Origin of the sequence: Streptomyces sp. KLMMK (assembly GCF_036961605.1) — a bacterium.
GTDB lineage: Bacteria > Actinomycetota > Actinomycetes > Streptomycetales > Streptomycetaceae > Streptomyces > Streptomyces telluris.
In genome coordinates this window covers 1-15,174 of record NZ_JBAMDC010000143.1, presented here as the reverse complement: position 1 = coordinate 15,174, position 15,174 = coordinate 1, and the positions used below count along the sequence as shown (strand labels likewise).

Below are 15,174 nucleotides of genomic sequence, written 5' to 3'. Positions count from 1 at the left end.
TCCGGTCGGGCGCGGCGATCCCCTGGAGGCCGCGTTCCTGCTGGCCTCGCACGGCGAGCTGCGGCCCGAGGAGGCGTACGAGGCGGTCAGCGGGTGGGCGCGGGCGGCCATGGGGCTGCCGCGGGTGCGAGTGGAGGCGGGCTTCCCGGCCGAGCTGCTGGCCGTCCGCGGCGAGGGCGTCGAGGGCGTGCTCTCGATGGCGTACAGCCGCCTCGTGGTGCACAAGGGCCGCGTGGTGGCCCGTACGAGCGCCGTGCGGGAGTACTGCGACGGGTCGGCCGCCGCGGCCCTGGAGCTGCCCCGGCAGTCCTCGCGCGGCGGCGGGGAGCCGTCCTGACCCGGGGGCCCGGGCGGGTCCGGCGAGGCCCTCTGTCGGATTCCGGTGATCGGCGTACGGTCGGATCATGCGCATTGTCATCGCTGGTGGACATGGTCAGATCGCGCTGCGGCTGGAGAGGCTGCTCCACGCGCGCGGGGACGAGATCGCGGGCATCATCCGCAGGCCCGAGCAGGCCGGCGCCCTCCTGGCGGCCGGTGCCGAACCGGTCGTGTGCGACCTGGAGTCGGCCTCCGTGGGAGACCTGGTGCGGCACCTGGAGTCCGCCGACGCCGCCGTCTTCGCGGCCGGTGCGGGGCCGGGCAGCGGCACCGCCCGCAAGGACTCCGTGGACCGCGCCGCGGCCGCCCTCTTCGCGGACGCGGCCGAGGCGGCGGGGGTCCGCCGCTTCCTCCTGGTCTCCTCCATGGGCGCCGACCGCGAGCCCCCGGAGGGCACCGATCCGGTCTTCGCCGCGTACCTGCGCGCGAAGGGCGCGGCGGACGCGGACGTACGGGCGAGAGCCGCCCTGGACTGGACGATCCTGCGGCCCGGACGGCTCACGGACGACGCCGGCACGGGGCTGGTGACGCTCGGGGAGTCCACGGGCCGGGCCGAGGTGACCCGGGACGACGTCGCGGCGGTCCTCGCGGCGCTGCTGGACGAGCCGGGCACGGCGGGGCGGACGCTGGAGCTGATCGGCGGCGACACGCCGGTGGCGGATGCGGTGAAGGCGGCGGCGAGCGGCTGACGGCGGGCCCGGGCGGGCCGCCGGAGGCCGGGGCGGGCCGCCGGGAACCGGCCCGGAAACGAAAGAAGCCCCCGACCTTTTCAGGTCAGGGGCCCCGTTCCGTGGCGGCGCCAGGATTCGAACCTGGGTAGGCTAAGCCGACGGATTTACAGTCCGCTCCCATTGGCCACTCGGGCACACCGCCATGGGCTGTCACCTCGGGCGCTCTTTCGATTCGCTCCGGGGCAACGACGTAAACCATACCCGATGACCTGGGGTGGTCCGCCACTCGGTTCATCGCCCGTGCGAACGGGCCCGGGGTGGCTAGGCTGACGGGGCGCTCCTCCACCGGCCCCCGGGCCGGTGGAGCACCGAGCCGCACCCCCCGATGGATCTACGTACGAGGAGCCAACTCAATATGGCCGACTCCAGTTTCGACATCGTCTCGAAGGTCGAGCGGCAGGAGGTCGACAACGCCCTCAACCAGGCCGCCAAGGAGATCTCCCAGCGTTACGACTTCAAGGGCGTCGGCGCCTCGATCGCATGGTCCGGCGACAAGATCGAGATGCGCGCCAATGCCGAGGAGCGGGTCAAGGCCGTCCTCGACATCTTCGAGACCAAGCTGGTCAAGCGCGGGATCTCGCTGAAGTCGCTCGACGCGGGCGAGCCGCAGGCCTCCGGCAAGGAGTACAAGATCTTCGCCTCGATCGAGGAGGGGATCTCGCAGGAGAACGCGAAGAAGGTCGCCAAGATCATTCGCGACGAGGGCCCGAAGGGCGTCAAGGCGCAGGTCCAGGGCGACGAGCTGCGCGTCAGCTCCAAGAGCCGTGACGACCTCCAGGCCGTCCAGGCCCTCCTCAAGGGCAAGGACCTGGACTTCGCGATCCAGTTCGTCAACTACCGGTAATACGGCGGTAGTCGGCGGCAGTCGCATCCGAAGGCGCGCCGGAGGGGATCCCTCCGGCGCGCCTTCGGCGTTCCCGGCCTTGACCTCAAGTTATGTCGAGCTTCTAGGTTTTCGGTGAACGGCCGCTCCACCGGGGAGCGGGGCCGTCACCGATCTACGGAGCGCAGCGCCATGACCGTCAGCACGCAGGGCACGCAGGAAACCGTCGGCACGCAGGAAACGGTCGGCGCCCGGGAATTCGCCGCCCTTCAGGCCCGCGTCGGCGTCCTCGCCGACCGCGCCGACATCACCGGGCTCATCGACCGCTACCTGCTCAGCCTCGACACCGTGCCCGCCGGCGGCGGCCGGTTCGACGATGCCTGGGCCCGGAGCCTGTTCACCCCGGACATACGCATCGTCTCGCCCGTCGGGGCGCACGAGGGCATCGACGGGCTGGCCGGGTCCGAGCAGGCCGCCCTGGCGAAGTTCGAGCGCACGCAGCACATGGGCGCCAACTACATGATCGGCCTCGACGGCGACCGCGCCACGGTGCGCTGGAACGCCCTGATGACGCATGTGCACTTGGCCTCCACCCACGAGGCCCGCGGCACCGGCCCCGGGGACCACTTCACCGTGGGCGGCACCTTCACCGGCGAGGCCGTGCGCACCCCCGAGGGGTGGCGCTTCCGGCACCTGGACATCCGCGCGGTGTGGGTGAACGGACAGGGCCCCCTCGTCCTGACCCCGAAGGCCGAGGAGACCCTGCGGTCGCTGTGAGAGCGGCTCCGGCGACAGCCGACGGCGACAGCCGGCCGCGGCTTACCAGCGGCCGGCGAACGCCTGGTCCGTCGGGACGATCTCGCGGCCCAGGGGCATCAGCGAGACCGGGATCAGCTTGAAGTTCGCGATGCCCAGCGGGATCCCGATGATGGTGATGCACAGAGCGATGCCCGTGACGATGTGCCCCAGCGCCAGCCACCATCCGGCGAAGACGAACCAGATCACGTTCCCGATCAGCGACCCCGCACCGGCATCCCGCCGCTCGACGGTCGTCCGGCCGAACGGCCACAGGGCATAGCCCGCGATACGCAGCGAGGCGATACCGAACGGAATGGTGATGATCAAGACAAAGCAGATCAGAGCCGCAACAACATACCCGACTGCCATCCAGAAGCCACAGAGCACCAACCAGATGATGTTCAGGATGAACTTCATAAAACACAGCCTCCCACTCGTCCTGCCCTCTAGCGACTGGGACGCCCAGGCGGCTACCGACGGTTGCCAGAACCCGCATATCGGCAACCCAAGGTGACGGCGACCTGCTCACGGCTTGGCACTCGGGCCGGCAGACGGCGCCTCTCGCCGGCCCTGCCGCCCGCCCTGCGTTCCGCCGGATCCGACGGCTGTGCATGAACGCGCCCGACTTCTCCGTATCCTATTGAAAAACAGGAACGATATATCTCAACTTTCTCTAAAAGCCCACAAGTTGGATGACATCCCGATAGGTTCTTTCCAAACAAAACGGCCCCGGCTGCGGCTGCCACCGCCCCAGGGCCGGCCGACTGACGTGGAGTCGACATGGCCAATAGAAGCACAACCTTACGAAGCTCGATCGACGTAGCTTCACGCTCAGCGGCAGGCCGCGTCCTGCGAGCCGTGGACTACCTGCGTGTCTCGACCGAGGAGCAGAAGAAGGGCTTTGGCGTAGCCAGCCAGGGCAAGAAGACGAGTCGCCACATCGGCCGCAAGGGTTGGAACCACGTCGAGACGTACGCCGACGAAGGCATCAGCGGCAGCCTGGAGATGCAGGACCGCCCGGATCTGATCCGGCTGATGAAGGATGCCCGAAACGATCAGTTCGACGTCGTCGTGGTGCCGGAAGGCCGGGGCATCGGCCGCGTCGGTCGTGCCTTCTGGCGCTGGGTCTGGGCCCTGGAAGACCTCGGCATCCACGTCGCCATCGTGGACGGCGACGTGGACAACACCACCCCCGAGGGCCGTCGCGAGATGCGGCGGCAGGCCGACTACGCCGAGACCGAATGGGAAACCATCCGCAGTCGGACACAAGGCGGCCTACAAGAGAAGGCGGAGGAGGAAGGAACTCCCCACATTGGGGGACGGCCACCCTTCGGGTACCGCATCCAAGATCAGGGGAAGCTGGGCCTCTCTCGCCTGGTCATCGACGAAGCGGAAGCCGAGGTAGTCCGACTCGTTTACACCTGGGTCGTTGAGCAGGGGGCCAGCTTCCGCGATGCAGCCATCCGGCTGACCGCAAAGAAATCCACAACCAGGTCCGGAAAACTGTGGACCTATCGGAATCTGCGGGATCGAATCCTTTCAGGCCCCATTCTCAACGGCGAACTCGTATTCCGCGGCGAACACGCAAAGAAGGACGCCGACGGCAACCCCATCTGGGGAGAGGCCGTGAGGATCCAGCTGCCTCGCATCCTGACGCCCGAGGAAGCGAGTGCGCTGCACAAGACTGTGCGCGGCTACCGGAGGCGCTCCCCCAACCGCGCGTTCTACCCGCTCACCGGTCGCATCATCGGTATCTGCAGCGCCCCCTACACCGGGATCAGCCGTGAGGCCGTCCAGGGATGCGACCGGTTCTACCGGTGCAACGGGAAGAAGGAAGCAGTCCCCGGCGCAGAGGTTTGCGGCTGCTCTTACGTCGAGGCCCCGTTGGTTGAGCGCCGTGTCTGGTCAGAGGCCGTCAAGCTGCTGGGCAACTCCGACAGGCTCGAAGAGCTGGCCGCCGAATGGGCAGGCATGGCGGCCGACGACCAGACCGCTCACACCGAGCGGATCGCAGAACTCGACAAGCAGATCGCATCCATGAACTCGGCGATCTCCGCAATAATCGTCGCCACGGCGAAGCAACGCGCCGACGATGGCGCGGATCCCGGGGATATCGCGAGTGCCATTACTGAAGCGACTGCGACATTGAATGGAGAGCTGGCCCAGCTCAAGGAAATGCGCGAGGACGCCGCGGCCTGGCTGGTGGAGAAGGAAGAAGCGGACGAGCGAGCCAAGTCGCTGCAGCAGCTCGCTCAGCGGGCCCGCCGCGAGCTGGCCGAGATGAAGCCTGAAGATCAAGCCGAGATCATCAGCCTTCTCGACCTCAAGGTCGTCTTCGAAGGGCCGGTGCCCGTAAGGACAGGTGGCGTGCCGTGCACCGTGCAGGCTTGGTACCGCTCAGCCGGCCTGGATGTCCCGGCCGCCGACTTGTCGGACGCGGAGTGGGCGCAGATTGCGCCTCTGCTGCCGCCGGAGCGCAAGGGGAAGCGGGCTGCGGTGCGGCGCTGCGTGAACGCTCTTCTCTACAAGGCACGGTCCGGCATTTCCTGGTCCGCCCTGCCGGAGGAGTACGGATCGCCTAGGACTGCCTCGGTGTACTTCAGCAGGTGGGTGAAGGACGGCACTTGGGCTCGGGTCAACGAGGCCCTGGTTGATATCACTCGCGTCCCACTACCAACGGTTGACATGCTGCCGCCTATGCGAGTTGAAGGCCGGTTCGATCCGCGCGTAATGCTGCTCCCCGAGGAACCATCCCGAAGGGGGTCGTGACGATCAGGATGCTGGGACGCAGCGGCGGCTACCGACGGTTGCCACGCCCGGCGGATCGGCGACCCAAGGTGACGGTGGTGACCCGGCGCCGGCGACTCTCCGTTGTCGTCCGTGACGGCGGTGGCGATCTCCTGGCGCGTGGTCGTGACGACGAAGGTGACCTGCTCGCCCGCGATGCCCTGGCCGTTGAGTCGCCCGCAGCATGGCCAGGCGTAACTCGCTTACGGAAACCCGCTGTTGGCCATTCCGGCTGGGAGGGCGAGGGGGCGGTTTCCACAGGCCGGGGGCCTGATGCCGCTCCGGGGCCGGGGTTTTGGCATGGATTCCTTCTTACCGGCAATTTCCCGGCATACGCCGCCCGTGAGCGCCCGCTAGCGGCCCGCCATCTGCTCCAGGCGGGCGATGCGCTCCCCCATCGGCGGGTGGGTGGAGAACAGCTTGGTCATGCCGCCGCCCGCGCGGAACGGGTTCGCGATCATCATGTGGCTGGCCGTCTCGATGCGGGGCTCGGGCGGCAGGGGCAGCCGCTGCGTGCCCGCTTCGAGCTTGCGGAGGGCCGAGGCCAGGGCGAGGGGGTCGCCGGTGAGCCGGGCGCCGGAGGCGTCGGCCTCGTACTCGCGGGAGCGGCTGACGGCGAGCTGGATGAGGGACGCCGCGATCGGACCCAGCAGCATGATCATGATCATGCCGACGATGCCGGGGCCCTCGTCGTCGTCCGATCTGCCGAAGGGGATCAGCCAGGCGAAGTTCACCAGGAACATCACCACCGAGGCGAGCGCGCCCGCGACCGAGGAGATGAGGATGTCGCGGTTGTAGACATGGCTGAGCTCGTGACCGATGACGCCGCGCAGCTCGCGCTCGTCGAGCAGGCGGAGGATGCCGTCCGTGCAGCAGACGGCCGCGTTGCGGGGGTTGCGGCCGGTCGCGAAGGCGTTGGGGGCCTCGGTCGGCGAGATGTACAGCCGGGGCATGGGCTGGCGCGCGGCCGTGGAGAGCTCGCGGACCATGCGGTAGAGCTGCGGCGCCTCGAATTCGCTGACCGGGCGGGCGCGCATGGCCCGCAGGGCCAGCTTGTCGCTGTTCCAGTAGGCGTAGGCGTTGGTGCCGAGCGCCACCAGGACGGCGACGATCAGGCCCGTACGCCCGAAGAGGCTGCCGATGACGATGATGAGTGCGGACAGCCCCCCGAGAAGGACTGCGGTCCTGAGCCCGTTGTGCCGGCGGTGCACGGTACGCCCTCCAAGTGGTGCGGCAGGGGAACCCTTCGCGCTGTCGTGCTTCCACTCGCGGTGGAATCTCCAGTGGAACCTTCCTGACCGGTCAACGCCAGGCGAAGGCCCCTGGTTCCCTTGTGCACGTGGGCGGCGCCGGTCCGTACGGGTGACACCGGCGCGCCGCGGTCCTAGAGGAGCGCCCCCGAGGCGAAGCGCAGGACCAGCTGCGGGGCGCCCGACAGGGCGATGCCGGCCACGGCGGTGAGGGCGATGGCGGCTGCGAGCGGCACGGGGATGCGGACGTGCGCCGGCTCCCCCGCAGCTGCGCCTTCCGCGCCCTCGGCCCCTTCCGCGGCCTCCGCCGGCCGGAAGAGCACCGCCGTCCACTGCAGGTAGTAGTACAGGGCGATCACGACGTTGAGGGCCATGACGACCGCCAGCCAGCCCAGGCCCGCGTCGACGGCCGCGGTGAAGACCGTGACCTTGGCGAAGAGGCCGATGACGCCCGGCGGCAGGCCCGCCAGGCAGAGCAGGAAGAAGCCCAGGGCGAGCGCCGCGAGCGGGCGGCGGGCGTAGAGGCCCCGGTAGTCCGTGATCCGGTTCCGCGGGCTCGTACGGGCCACCAGGGCGGCGACGGCGAAGGCGCCGAGGTTCACGGCGGCGTACATCAGGGCGTACGCGACGGTGGAGCCGATGGCGTGCGCGGGGTCGTCGGCGTAGCCGGCGGCGGCGATGGGCACGAGCAGGTAGCCCGCCTGGCCCACGGAGGACCAGGCCAGGAGGCGGACGGCGCTGTGGGCGCGCTCCGGGCGCTGGCGCAGCGCGGCGACGTTGCCGGCGGTCATGGTGACGGCGGCGAGCACGGCGAGGGCCGGGCCCCAGACGCCGGAGTACGCGGGGAAGGCGACGACGGCGACGAGGATCAGGCCGGTGAAGCCGACGGCCTTGCCGATGACCGACAGGTAGGCGGCGACGGGCAGCGGCGCGCCCACGTAGGTGTCGGGCACCCAGAAGTGGAAGGGGGCGGCCGCGGTCTTGAAGGCGAAGCCGACGAGGGTGAGGGCGACGCCGGTCTGCGCGAGGGTGCCGAGGCGCGGGTCGACGTGGCCGAGCTCGGCGGCGATCTCGGTGAGGTGCAGGGTGCCGGTGGCCGCGTAGACGAAGCTGACGCCCAGGAGGGTGACGGCGGTCGCGGTGACCGAGGAGAGGAAGAACTTCAGGGCCGCCTCGGAGGAGCGGCGGTCGCCGCGGCGCAGGCCGACGAGGGCGAAGGCCGGCAGGGAGGCCACTTCGAGGGCCACCACGAGGGTCGCCAGGTCCCGGGAGGCGGGCAGCAGGGCGGCGCCCGCGGCGGAGGACAGCAGCAGGAACCAGAACTCCCCTTCGGGGAGTTCCTCGTCGCGGACGGCGCTCATGGACAGCAGGGCCGTCAGGAGGGCGCCGCCGAGCACCAGGAGCTGGATGACGAGCGTGAAGTCGTCCGCGGTGTAGCTGCAGGCGTGGCGGCCGGCGGAGGTGCCGGTCAGGCAGAACGTCGAGCGGGGGGCCCGGTCGCCGTCGAGGAGCGGCAGCAGGGAGACGCCCGCGAGCAGGAGTCCGGCGACGGAGAACCAGCCGAGGAGCGGCTTGCGGGCCTCGGGGAGGAAGAGGTCGGCGACCAGGACGGCCAGCGCCACCACGGCGGTGACGGTGGGCGGTGCGATGGCGAGCCAGTCGACGGACTGGATCAGGGAGCCCATCAGTTGCCTCCTCGGAGGAGCTGCTGAACGGCCGGGTCGGTGAGGCCGAGGAGGGCCGCGGGCCAGAGTCCGGCGAGGACGGTGAGGGCGACGAGGGGGGTCCAGGCGGCGAACTCGTAGGACCGTACGTCGGCGGGTGCGTCCTCCGCGGTGCCGGCGGTCTGCGGCCGGGTGCTGCCGCCGTCGCCGCCCATGCACACGCGGCGGACGACGACGAGCATGTAGGCGGCCGTCAGGAGCGTGCCGAGGCCGGCCAGCGCCATGAACGTCAGGAACGCCGGGCGGCTGAGCCCCTCCGCCGGGCGGAAGGCGCCGAACATCGCGAGCATCTCGCCCCAGAAGCCGGCGAGGCCGGGCAGGCCGAGGGAGGCGATCGCGGCGAAGGCGAGGAGGCCGCCGAGGCGGGGCGCCTTGCCGTAGAGGGCGGCGCCGGTGCGGCCGGAGAGGGCGTCGAGGTCGCTGGTGCCGTAGCGGTCCTTGACCGCGCCGACCAGGAAGAAGAGGAGGCCGGTGATGAGGCCGTGGGCGATGTTGGCGAACAGGGCGCCGTTCACGCCCGTGGGGGTGAGCGTGGCGATGCCGAGCAGGACGAAGCCCATGTGGCCGACGGAGGAGTACGCGATGAGGCGCTTGAGGTCGCCCTTCGCGCCCGACCGGGCCAGCGCCAGGCAGACCAGCGAGCCGTAGATGATGCCGACGGCCGCGAAGGCGGCGAGGTACGGCGCGAAGGTGTGCGCGCCGTCGGGGGCGATCGGCAGGACGATGCGGACGAAGCCGTACGTGCCCATCTTCAGCAGCACGCCCGCGAGCAGCACCGAGCCGACGGTCGGGGCGGCGGTGTGGGCGTCGGGCAGCCAGCTGTGCAGGGGCCACATGGGGGCCTTGACGGCCAGTCCGATGCCGATGGCCAGGACGGCGATGAGCTGCGTGGTGTGGCCGAGCGAGGACCCGTTGTCAGTGGCGAGTGCCACCATGTCGAACGTGCCGCCCTTGATCCCGACCAGGAGGAGGCCGAGCAGCATCACGACGGAGCCGAGCAGCGTGTAGAGGATGAAGCGCCAGGCGGCGCGCTCCCTGCCCTCGCCGCCCCAGCGGGCGATGAGGAAGTACATCGGGATGAGCACCATCTCGAAGGCCAGGAAGAACAGCATCAGGTCGAGGACGGCGAAGGTCGCGAGGGTGCCGGACTCGAGGACGAGGAGCAGCGCGACGAATGCCCTGGGAGACGGGCCCGCGGGCATTTTGAAGTAGCTGTACAGCGCGCAGAGGAAGGTCAGCAGCGCCGTCAGGACGAGGAGGGGGAGCGAGACGCCGTCCACGCCCAGGTGGATCCGGATGTTCAGGGCCGGGATCCAGCTGATGTCGGTGGTCGCCTGCATGCGGGCCGGGCTGTCGTGGTCGAAGCCGGCGGCGAGGGCGACGGTCAGCGCGAGGACGGCACCGGTGACGGTGACGCCGTGGCGGAGCACGGCCTGCTCGGGGCTCTTGCCCTTGAGGCCGGGCGGGGCCGGCAGCAGGGCGGCGGCGGCGCCGACGAGGGGGAGAACGACAACGGCAGCGAGGAGGTACTGCATGGCGGTGTGATTCATGGATCAGGCCCTCCTCAGGGATTCGGCTCCGGCGAGCCTGCCCGCGAGGGGTGTCGGTCGGAGGCGCGAGGATCGCGCCGCGCGGGTGTGCGGCATGGTCAGGCTCCCGTGCCCGTGGCGAAGAGGACCGCGGCGACGGCCAGGACGACGGAGCCGGCGAGCAGGGCGCTGAGGTAGGTCTGCACGTTGCCGGTCTGGGCGCGGCGGACGACCGCGCCGAGCAGGCGGGGTGCCGTGCCCGCTCCGCGGACGTAGGCGTCGACGACCTCGCGGTCGAGGAACTGGGCGAGGCGGGCGGCCGCGCGCGTGGGCCGGACGAACAGCGCCGAGTACACGGCGTCCAGGTGGAAGCCCGATGCGGCGTGGCGGTGCAGGGGGCCGAGGAGGGCCCGGCCGGGGTCGGCCGGGTCGGGTGCCGCCGCGATGTCGCCGTAGGCGGCCTCGTGGGTGGCGATGGTCTCCTCCTCGGAGACGTAGGGGGCCGCGTCCGGGTCGGCGGCGACGGCACCGAGGGGGGTGCGGGCGGCGAGCGCGGCGGTGCGGCGCCAGGCCGCGTACATCACGATCCCGCCGGCGAGGGCGCAGCCGGTGGAGAGGACGGAGGTGGTGAGCGTCGGGGTGAGCGATCCGCCGTCGAACCAGTCGGGGAGCTTCCCGGCGGCGAGGCCGAGCCCGAGGGTGGGGAGGAACAGGATCCACAGGACGGTGTTCATGGCGGCGGGCTGCCTGCCGTGGTCCGGGGCCTCGGCGCCCTTGCCGCGGAAGGCCATCAGCCACAGCCTGCATGCGTAGGCGGCGGTGAGGAGCGCCGTGAGGAGCCCCGCGGTGAGGACGAGCCAGCCGGCCGCGCCCGGGATGCCCGTGGCGTCGCCTTCGGCGGCGTGCTCGGCCGCGCCGAGGACGGCCTCCTTGGAGAAGAAGCCGCTGAACGGGGGGATCGCGGCGAGCGCGAGGAGGGCGACGGTCATCGTCCAGTACGCGTCGGGGATGCGTTTGGCGAGGCCGCCCATGCGGGCCATGGCGGCCAGCGAGTTCGTGCCGGCGGCGTGGATGATCACGCCGGCGCCGAGGAACAGGAGCGCCTTGAACGCGCCGTGCGAGACGAGGTGGAAGACGGCCGCGCTCCGGTTGCCGACGGCGAGGGCGCCGGTCATGTAGCCGAGCTGGCCCACGGTCGAGTAGGCGAGGACGCGCTTGATGTCGTCCTGGGCGAGGGCGGCGAGCGCCGAGCCGACCATCGTGACGGCGGCCATCACGGCGAGCACGACGAGCGCGGCCGCGGAGGCCGTGAACAGCGGGAGGAGGCGGGCGATGAAGTAGACGCCGGCCGCGACCATCGTCGCGGCGTGGATCAGCGCGGAGACCGGCGTGGGGCCGGCCATCGCGTCGGGCAGCCACGTGTGCAGCGGGAACTGCGCGGACTTGCCCGCGACGCCGGCGAGCAGCAGCAGCGCGATCAGCGTGGGGTGGTCGATGCCCCCGGAGGCGACGGCGGTGAGGATGCCGTTGATCCGGAACGTCCCGGCGTCGGCGGCCAGAGCGAGGATGCCGATCAGGAAGGGGACGTCGCCGAGCTTGGTGACCAGGAACGCCTTGAGGGAGGCCGTGCGGGCGGCCTCGGTCTCCCAGTAGTGCCCGACCAGGAAGTACGAGCAGATGCCCATGATCTCCCAGCCGACCAGCAGCACCATGAGGTCGCCGGAGTAGACGACGAGCAGCATGGCCGCGGTGAACAGGGAGACGAGGGCGGCGTAGGAGGGGTAGCGGGGGTCGTCGCGCAGGTAGGCCGTCGAGTAGGCCTGGACGCAGGTGGCGACGACGCCGACCAGGACCGCGACGAGGACGGCGAAGCCGTCGAGGTGCAGGGCGAGGTCGATCGGCACGGAGCCGGTCGGGGTGAGGCGGGTGGCGGCGTCGAGCGCCTCGCCACCGCCCTGCCGCCAGGCGACGACGACGGCCAGGACCGCGGCGGCCGCGGTCGGCAGGACGGCCAGGGGGCGGACGAAGCCGGGCGCGCGGCGGCCCGTCAGCAGGCCCGCAAGGGCGCCGAGGAAGGGCAGCAGGGGGACGAGAACGGCGGTGGTCGTGGTGCTCACGCGGCGGCCTCGGCCTTCTCCTCGCGGTCTGCGCGATCGGTGTCGGGTCCGGTGTCGGGAGCGTCGTCGCGCAGGTCGCGCAGGCGGTCCACGTCGGAGGTGCCGCGGTTGCGGTGGACCTGCAGCACGATCGCCAGGCCGATGCCGATCTCCGCGGCGGCGATGGCGATGGTGAAGAGGGTCAGCGCCTGGCCGGCGTGCAGCTCGTCGCGCAGCCACACGTCGAACGCGACGAGGTTGAGGTTGACGGCGTTGAGCATCAGCTCGACGGACATCAGGACGAGGATCGCGTTGCGCCGGGCGAGGACGCCGTACAGGCCCGTGCAGAAGAGGAGGACGGCCAGGACGGCCGGGTAGACGAGGTGCATCAGCGCTGCTCCCCTTCCCGGCTCTTCTTGCGGGAGAGGACCACCGCGCCGACGAGCGCGGCCAGCAGCAGGACGGACAGGGCCTCGAAGGGCAGGACCCAGTGCCGGAAGAGGATCTCGCCCGAGACCTTCGTCGTGCCCTGGGGGGCGTCGCCGTCCAGGCCGATCCAGGTCGTGCGGAAGGCGTCGGCGACCACCCACACCAGGGCGGCGGCCGCGGCCACGGCGACCCCGAGGGCGACCCAGCGGTTGCCGGAGTCGGCGTCCGGGGAGCGGCCGATCGGCGCCTTGGTGAGCATCAGGCCGAACAGGAGGAGGACGACCACCGAGCCGACGTAGATCAGGACCTGCACCCAGGCGATGAACTCCGCCGTCAGCAGCAGGTACTCCACGGCCAGCCCGCCGAGGGCGACCACCAGCCACAGCGCGGCGTGCACGAGCTGCTTGGTGGTGACGGTGACGACGGCCGCGCCGAGGGTGACGAGGCCGACGAGGAGGAAGACGATCTCGACGCCGGCCGGGGAGAGGAAGCCGTGCGCGTCCGTACTCGCGGCGAGTGTCATCGCGCCGGTCCCGGTCATGCGTCTCCCTCCTTCTCCTGCTGCTCCTGCGCCTGCTTCTCCTGGTCCTGCCGTTCCTGCTCCGCCTGCGCGGCCAGCTTCTCCGCCGTCTTGCGGGCCGCCGCGAGCTCCTTCGGCTCCTCGGCCGCCGGGTCCAGCGCGGGCGGCTCCGGCACGGTCCACATCCACTCGCGGAGCTTGTCGCGCTCGTGGACGAGGTCCTGGATGTCGGTCTCGGCGTACTCGAACTCCGGCGACCAGAACAGCGCGTCGAAGGGACACACCTCGATGCAGATGCCGCAGTACATGCACAGCGAGAAGTCGATCGCGAAGCGGTCGAGGACGTTGCGGCTGCGCTCGCGGCCGCCCGGGGCGGCCGGGGGCACCGTCTCCTTGTGGGAGTCGATGTAGATGCACCAGTCCGGGCACTCCCGGGCGCACAGCATGCAGACCGTGCAGTTCTCCTCGAACAGCCCGATCACGCCGCGGGTGCGCGGCGGGAGCTCGGGCTGCACGTCCGGGTACTGCGCGGTGTGCGCGCGGCGCGTCATCGTGCGGAGCGTGACGGCCAGGCCCTTGGCGAGGCCGGAACCGGGAAGGCCCACTACTGGGTCACCACCTTGACGACACCCGTCAGCGCGATCTGCGCCAGGGCGAGGGGGATGAGGACGGTCCAGGCCAGCTTCTGCAGCTGGTCCTCGCGCAGGCGCGGATAGGTCACCCGCAGCCAGATCACGACGAAGGCCAGGACGGCCGCCTTGAGCAGCGTCCAGACCCAGCCCATGCCGTCGCCGCCGAACGGGCCGTGCCAGCCGCCGAGGAACAGGACCGTGGTCAGACCGCACAGGACGACGATGCCCGCGTACTCCGACAGCAGGAACAGTGCGAAGCGCAGGCCCGTGTACTCGGTGTACGCGCCGAAGATGATCTCGGAGTCGGCCACCGGCATGTCGAACGGCGGACGCTGCAGCTCGGCCAGGCCCGCCACGAAGAAGACCACCGCGCCGACGATCTGCCACGGCACCCACCACCACTGGAAGGCGTCCACGATCCCGGACAGCGAGACCGTGCCCGCCGCCATGGCGACGCTCGCCGCGGTCAGCAGCATCGGCAGCTCGTACGCCATCAGCTGGCCCGCGGTGCGCAGGCCGCCCAGCAGCGAGAACTTGTTCGCGGACGCCCAGCCCGCCATCAGCGAACCGAGGACGCCGACGCCCATCACGGCCAGGACGAAGAAGATGCCCGCGTCCACCGCCTGGCCCACGGCGTTGCCCGGCCCGACCGGGATCGCCAGCAGGACCAGCAGGTACGGCAGGAGGGCGACGGCCGGCGCCAGCTGGAAGATCCGCCGGTCCGCGCCCGCGGGGACGATGTCCTCCTTCTGCGCGAACTTCACGCCGTCCGCGACAAGCTGGGCCCAGCCGTGGAAACCACCGGCGTACATCGGGCCGAGGCGGCCCTGCATGTGCGCCATCACCTTGTGCTCGGCCTGGCCGACGACCAGGGGCAGCACGAGGAAGGCGACGAAGACGGCGAGGAGGCGCAGGACGACGTCGAGTGTGTCGCTCATGCGGGGTCGCCTCCGGCGGGGTTCGTGTCGTTCTCGGGCTCACCGTCTCGGCCGCGTCCGGCTGCGCCGGGCTCGGGGGCCTCGGCGGTCCCGGCGGTCCCGGCTGCGCCGGGGGCCTCCTCGTCAGCGGGGCTGCTCGGCACCGCCGGGTCCCGGTGCTCGGGCTGGGCGCCGTCGCGGCGGGAAGAGGTGCGCGGCTCGCCGTCGGGGTCGGGAGTGCCCGGGGCCTCCCCGGCTGCGCCGGGGGCCTCCTCGTCAGCGGGGCTGCTCGGCACCGCCGGATCCCGTCGCTCCGGCTGGGCGCCGTCGCGGTGGGAGGGGGTGCTGGGCTCGGCCTCGGGGGATTCGGCTGTTGGCCGGGGCTGGTCGGGCTTGGGCTTCGGGGTTTCTTCGAAGGCCGGGCGGGCGTGGTGCCAGGGGGCGTCGGAGGAGCGGGGGCTCGGCTTCTCCGCCGTGTCGGCGGGGCGTCCGGCCTCCGCCTGGCTCGCCGAGCCGTCGGATGCACTGCGCGCGCGCCGCGGAGCCGCAGGCTCCGTCTG

13 protein-coding genes, 1 tRNA gene and 2 pseudogenes are annotated in these 15,174 nt (G+C 71.2%); 5 read left to right on the top strand and 11 right to left on the bottom strand.

Annotated elements, in window-relative coordinates; translation table 11 throughout:
* Positions 1-337 (top strand): annotated as a pseudogene (locus tag V7793_RS20590) (hydrolase); the annotation flags it as partial.
* Positions 338-404: 67 nt separating this feature from the next.
* Positions 405-1,067, top strand: coding sequence for an NAD(P)H-binding protein (locus V7793_RS20585; protein ID WP_336008596.1), 663 nt, complete (start codon positions 405-407; stop codon positions 1,065-1,067).
* Between the two features lie 102 nt (positions 1,068-1,169).
* On the opposite strand, the gene V7793_RS20580 is transcribed toward V7793_RS20585, so the two are convergent.
* Positions 1,170-1,251: transfer RNA gene (locus tag V7793_RS20580), tRNA-Tyr, on the bottom strand.
* A gap of 213 nt (positions 1,252-1,464) precedes the next feature.
* On the opposite strand from V7793_RS20580, the gene V7793_RS20575 reads away from it, so the two are divergent.
* Entirely contained in the window at positions 1,465-1,953 is a 489-nt protein-coding gene (locus V7793_RS20575) for a YajQ family cyclic di-GMP-binding protein (RefSeq protein ID WP_058046849.1), read from the top strand.
* 171 nt (positions 1,954-2,124) lie between these two features.
* On the top strand, positions 2,125-2,709 hold the full coding sequence (locus tag V7793_RS20570) for a nuclear transport factor 2 family protein (protein WP_336008594.1): 585 nt from the start codon (positions 2,125-2,127) through the stop codon (positions 2,707-2,709).
* Positions 2,710-2,751: 42 nt separating this feature from the next.
* Here the strand turns inward: V7793_RS20570 and V7793_RS20565 are convergent, their stop codons facing one another.
* On the bottom strand, positions 2,752-3,147 hold the full coding sequence (locus tag V7793_RS20565) for a YccF domain-containing protein (protein WP_336008592.1): 396 nt from the start codon (positions 3,145-3,147) through the stop codon (positions 2,752-2,754).
* A 441-nt stretch (positions 3,148-3,588) separates the two neighbouring features.
* Here V7793_RS20565 and V7793_RS20560 point away from each other — a divergent pair, with 441 nt between their 5' ends.
* The gene (locus tag V7793_RS20560) at positions 3,589-5,499 is read left to right on the top strand and encodes a recombinase family protein (protein ID WP_336008590.1); all 1,911 of its coding nucleotides are present in this window, start codon (positions 3,589-3,591) and stop codon (positions 5,497-5,499) included.
* A 371-nt stretch (positions 5,500-5,870) separates the two neighbouring features.
* On the opposite strand, the gene htpX is transcribed toward V7793_RS20560, so the two are convergent.
* The 9 genes and pseudogenes from htpX to V7793_RS20515 form a co-directional block, all read right to left on the bottom strand.
* The gene (gene htpX, locus V7793_RS20555; protein WP_336008587.1) at positions 5,871-6,728 is read right to left on the bottom strand and encodes a zinc metalloprotease HtpX; all 858 of its coding nucleotides are present in this window, start codon (positions 6,726-6,728) and stop codon (positions 5,871-5,873) included.
* A gap of 173 nt (positions 6,729-6,901) precedes the next feature.
* Complete coding sequence (locus tag V7793_RS20550; protein WP_336008585.1) at positions 6,902-8,452, bottom strand: NADH-quinone oxidoreductase subunit N; 1,551 nt, start codon at positions 8,450-8,452, stop codon at positions 6,902-6,904.
* Positions 8,452-10,026 carry a complex I subunit 4 family protein gene (locus V7793_RS20545; protein WP_336008602.1) on the bottom strand — a complete coding sequence of 525 codons (1,575 nt, stop codon included), beginning with the start codon at positions 10,024-10,026 and terminating at the stop codon, positions 8,452-8,454. The genes V7793_RS20550 and V7793_RS20545 overlap by 1 nt, the downstream gene beginning before the upstream one ends.
* 113 nt (positions 10,027-10,139) lie before the next feature.
* Positions 10,140-12,137: an NADH-quinone oxidoreductase subunit 5 family protein gene (locus V7793_RS20540; protein ID WP_336008584.1), complete on the bottom strand. Its 1,998-nt coding sequence runs from the start codon at positions 12,135-12,137 to the stop codon at positions 10,140-10,142.
* Positions 12,134-12,505 (bottom strand): NADH-quinone oxidoreductase subunit NuoK, encoded by a 372-nt coding sequence (nuoK, locus tag V7793_RS20535; RefSeq protein ID WP_336008583.1) that lies wholly within the window; start codon positions 12,503-12,505, stop codon positions 12,134-12,136. Before nuoK ends, V7793_RS20540 begins: the two co-directional genes overlap by 4 nt.
* Positions 12,505-13,086, bottom strand: a complete 582-nt coding sequence (locus V7793_RS20530; RefSeq protein ID WP_443057952.1) for an NADH-quinone oxidoreductase subunit J family protein — start codon at positions 13,084-13,086, stop codon at positions 12,505-12,507. Before V7793_RS20530 ends, nuoK begins: the two co-directional genes overlap by 1 nt.
* Positions 13,083-13,616 carry a NuoI/complex I 23 kDa subunit family protein gene (locus V7793_RS20525; protein ID WP_336008598.1) on the bottom strand — a complete coding sequence of 178 codons (534 nt, stop codon included), beginning with the start codon at positions 13,614-13,616 and terminating at the stop codon, positions 13,083-13,085. Before V7793_RS20525 ends, V7793_RS20530 begins: the two co-directional genes overlap by 4 nt.
* A 53-nt stretch (positions 13,617-13,669) precedes the next feature.
* Complete coding sequence (gene nuoH, locus V7793_RS20520) at positions 13,670-14,635, bottom strand: NADH-quinone oxidoreductase subunit NuoH (RefSeq protein WP_336008581.1); 966 nt, start codon at positions 14,633-14,635, stop codon at positions 13,670-13,672.
* Positions 14,632-15,174, bottom strand: a pseudogene (locus tag V7793_RS20515) (hypothetical protein); the annotation flags it as partial. The pseudogene V7793_RS20515 and the gene nuoH, both read right to left, overlap by 4 nt.

What these genes read in the sequence shown, in the direction of transcription:
- V7793_RS20585 (WP_336008596.1), top strand. Translation starts at nt 405, where the DNA reads ATGCGCATTGTCATCGCTGGTGGACATGGTCAGATCGCGCTGCGGCTG.
- V7793_RS20575 (WP_058046849.1), top strand. Translation starts at nt 1,465, where the DNA reads ATGGCCGACTCCAGTTTCGACATCGTCTCGAAGGTCGAGCGGCAGGAG.
- V7793_RS20570 (WP_336008594.1), top strand. Translation starts at nt 2,125, where the DNA reads ATGACCGTCAGCACGCAGGGCACGCAGGAAACCGTCGGCACGCAGGAA.
- V7793_RS20565 (WP_336008592.1), bottom strand. Translation starts at nt 3,147, where the DNA reads ATGAAGTTCATCCTGAACATCATCTGGTTGGTGCTCTGTGGCTTCTGG.
- V7793_RS20550 (WP_336008585.1), bottom strand. Translation starts at nt 8,452, where the DNA reads ATGGGCTCCCTGATCCAGTCCGTCGACTGGCTCGCCATCGCACCGCCC.
- V7793_RS20545 (WP_336008602.1), bottom strand. Translation starts at nt 10,026, where the DNA reads ATGCAGTACCTCCTCGCTGCCGTTGTCGTTCTCCCCCTCGTCGGCGCC.
- nuoK (WP_336008583.1), bottom strand. Translation starts at nt 12,505, where the DNA reads ATGCACCTCGTCTACCCGGCCGTCCTGGCCGTCCTCCTCTTCTGCACG.
- V7793_RS20530 (WP_443057952.1), bottom strand. Translation starts at nt 13,086, where the DNA reads ATGACCGGGACCGGCGCGATGACACTCGCCGCGAGTACGGACGCGCAC.
- V7793_RS20525 (WP_336008598.1), bottom strand. Translation starts at nt 13,616, where the DNA reads ATGACGCGCCGCGCGCACACCGCGCAGTACCCGGACGTGCAGCCCGAG.
- nuoH (WP_336008581.1), bottom strand. Translation starts at nt 14,635, where the DNA reads ATGAGCGACACACTCGACGTCGTCCTGCGCCTCCTCGCCGTCTTCGTC.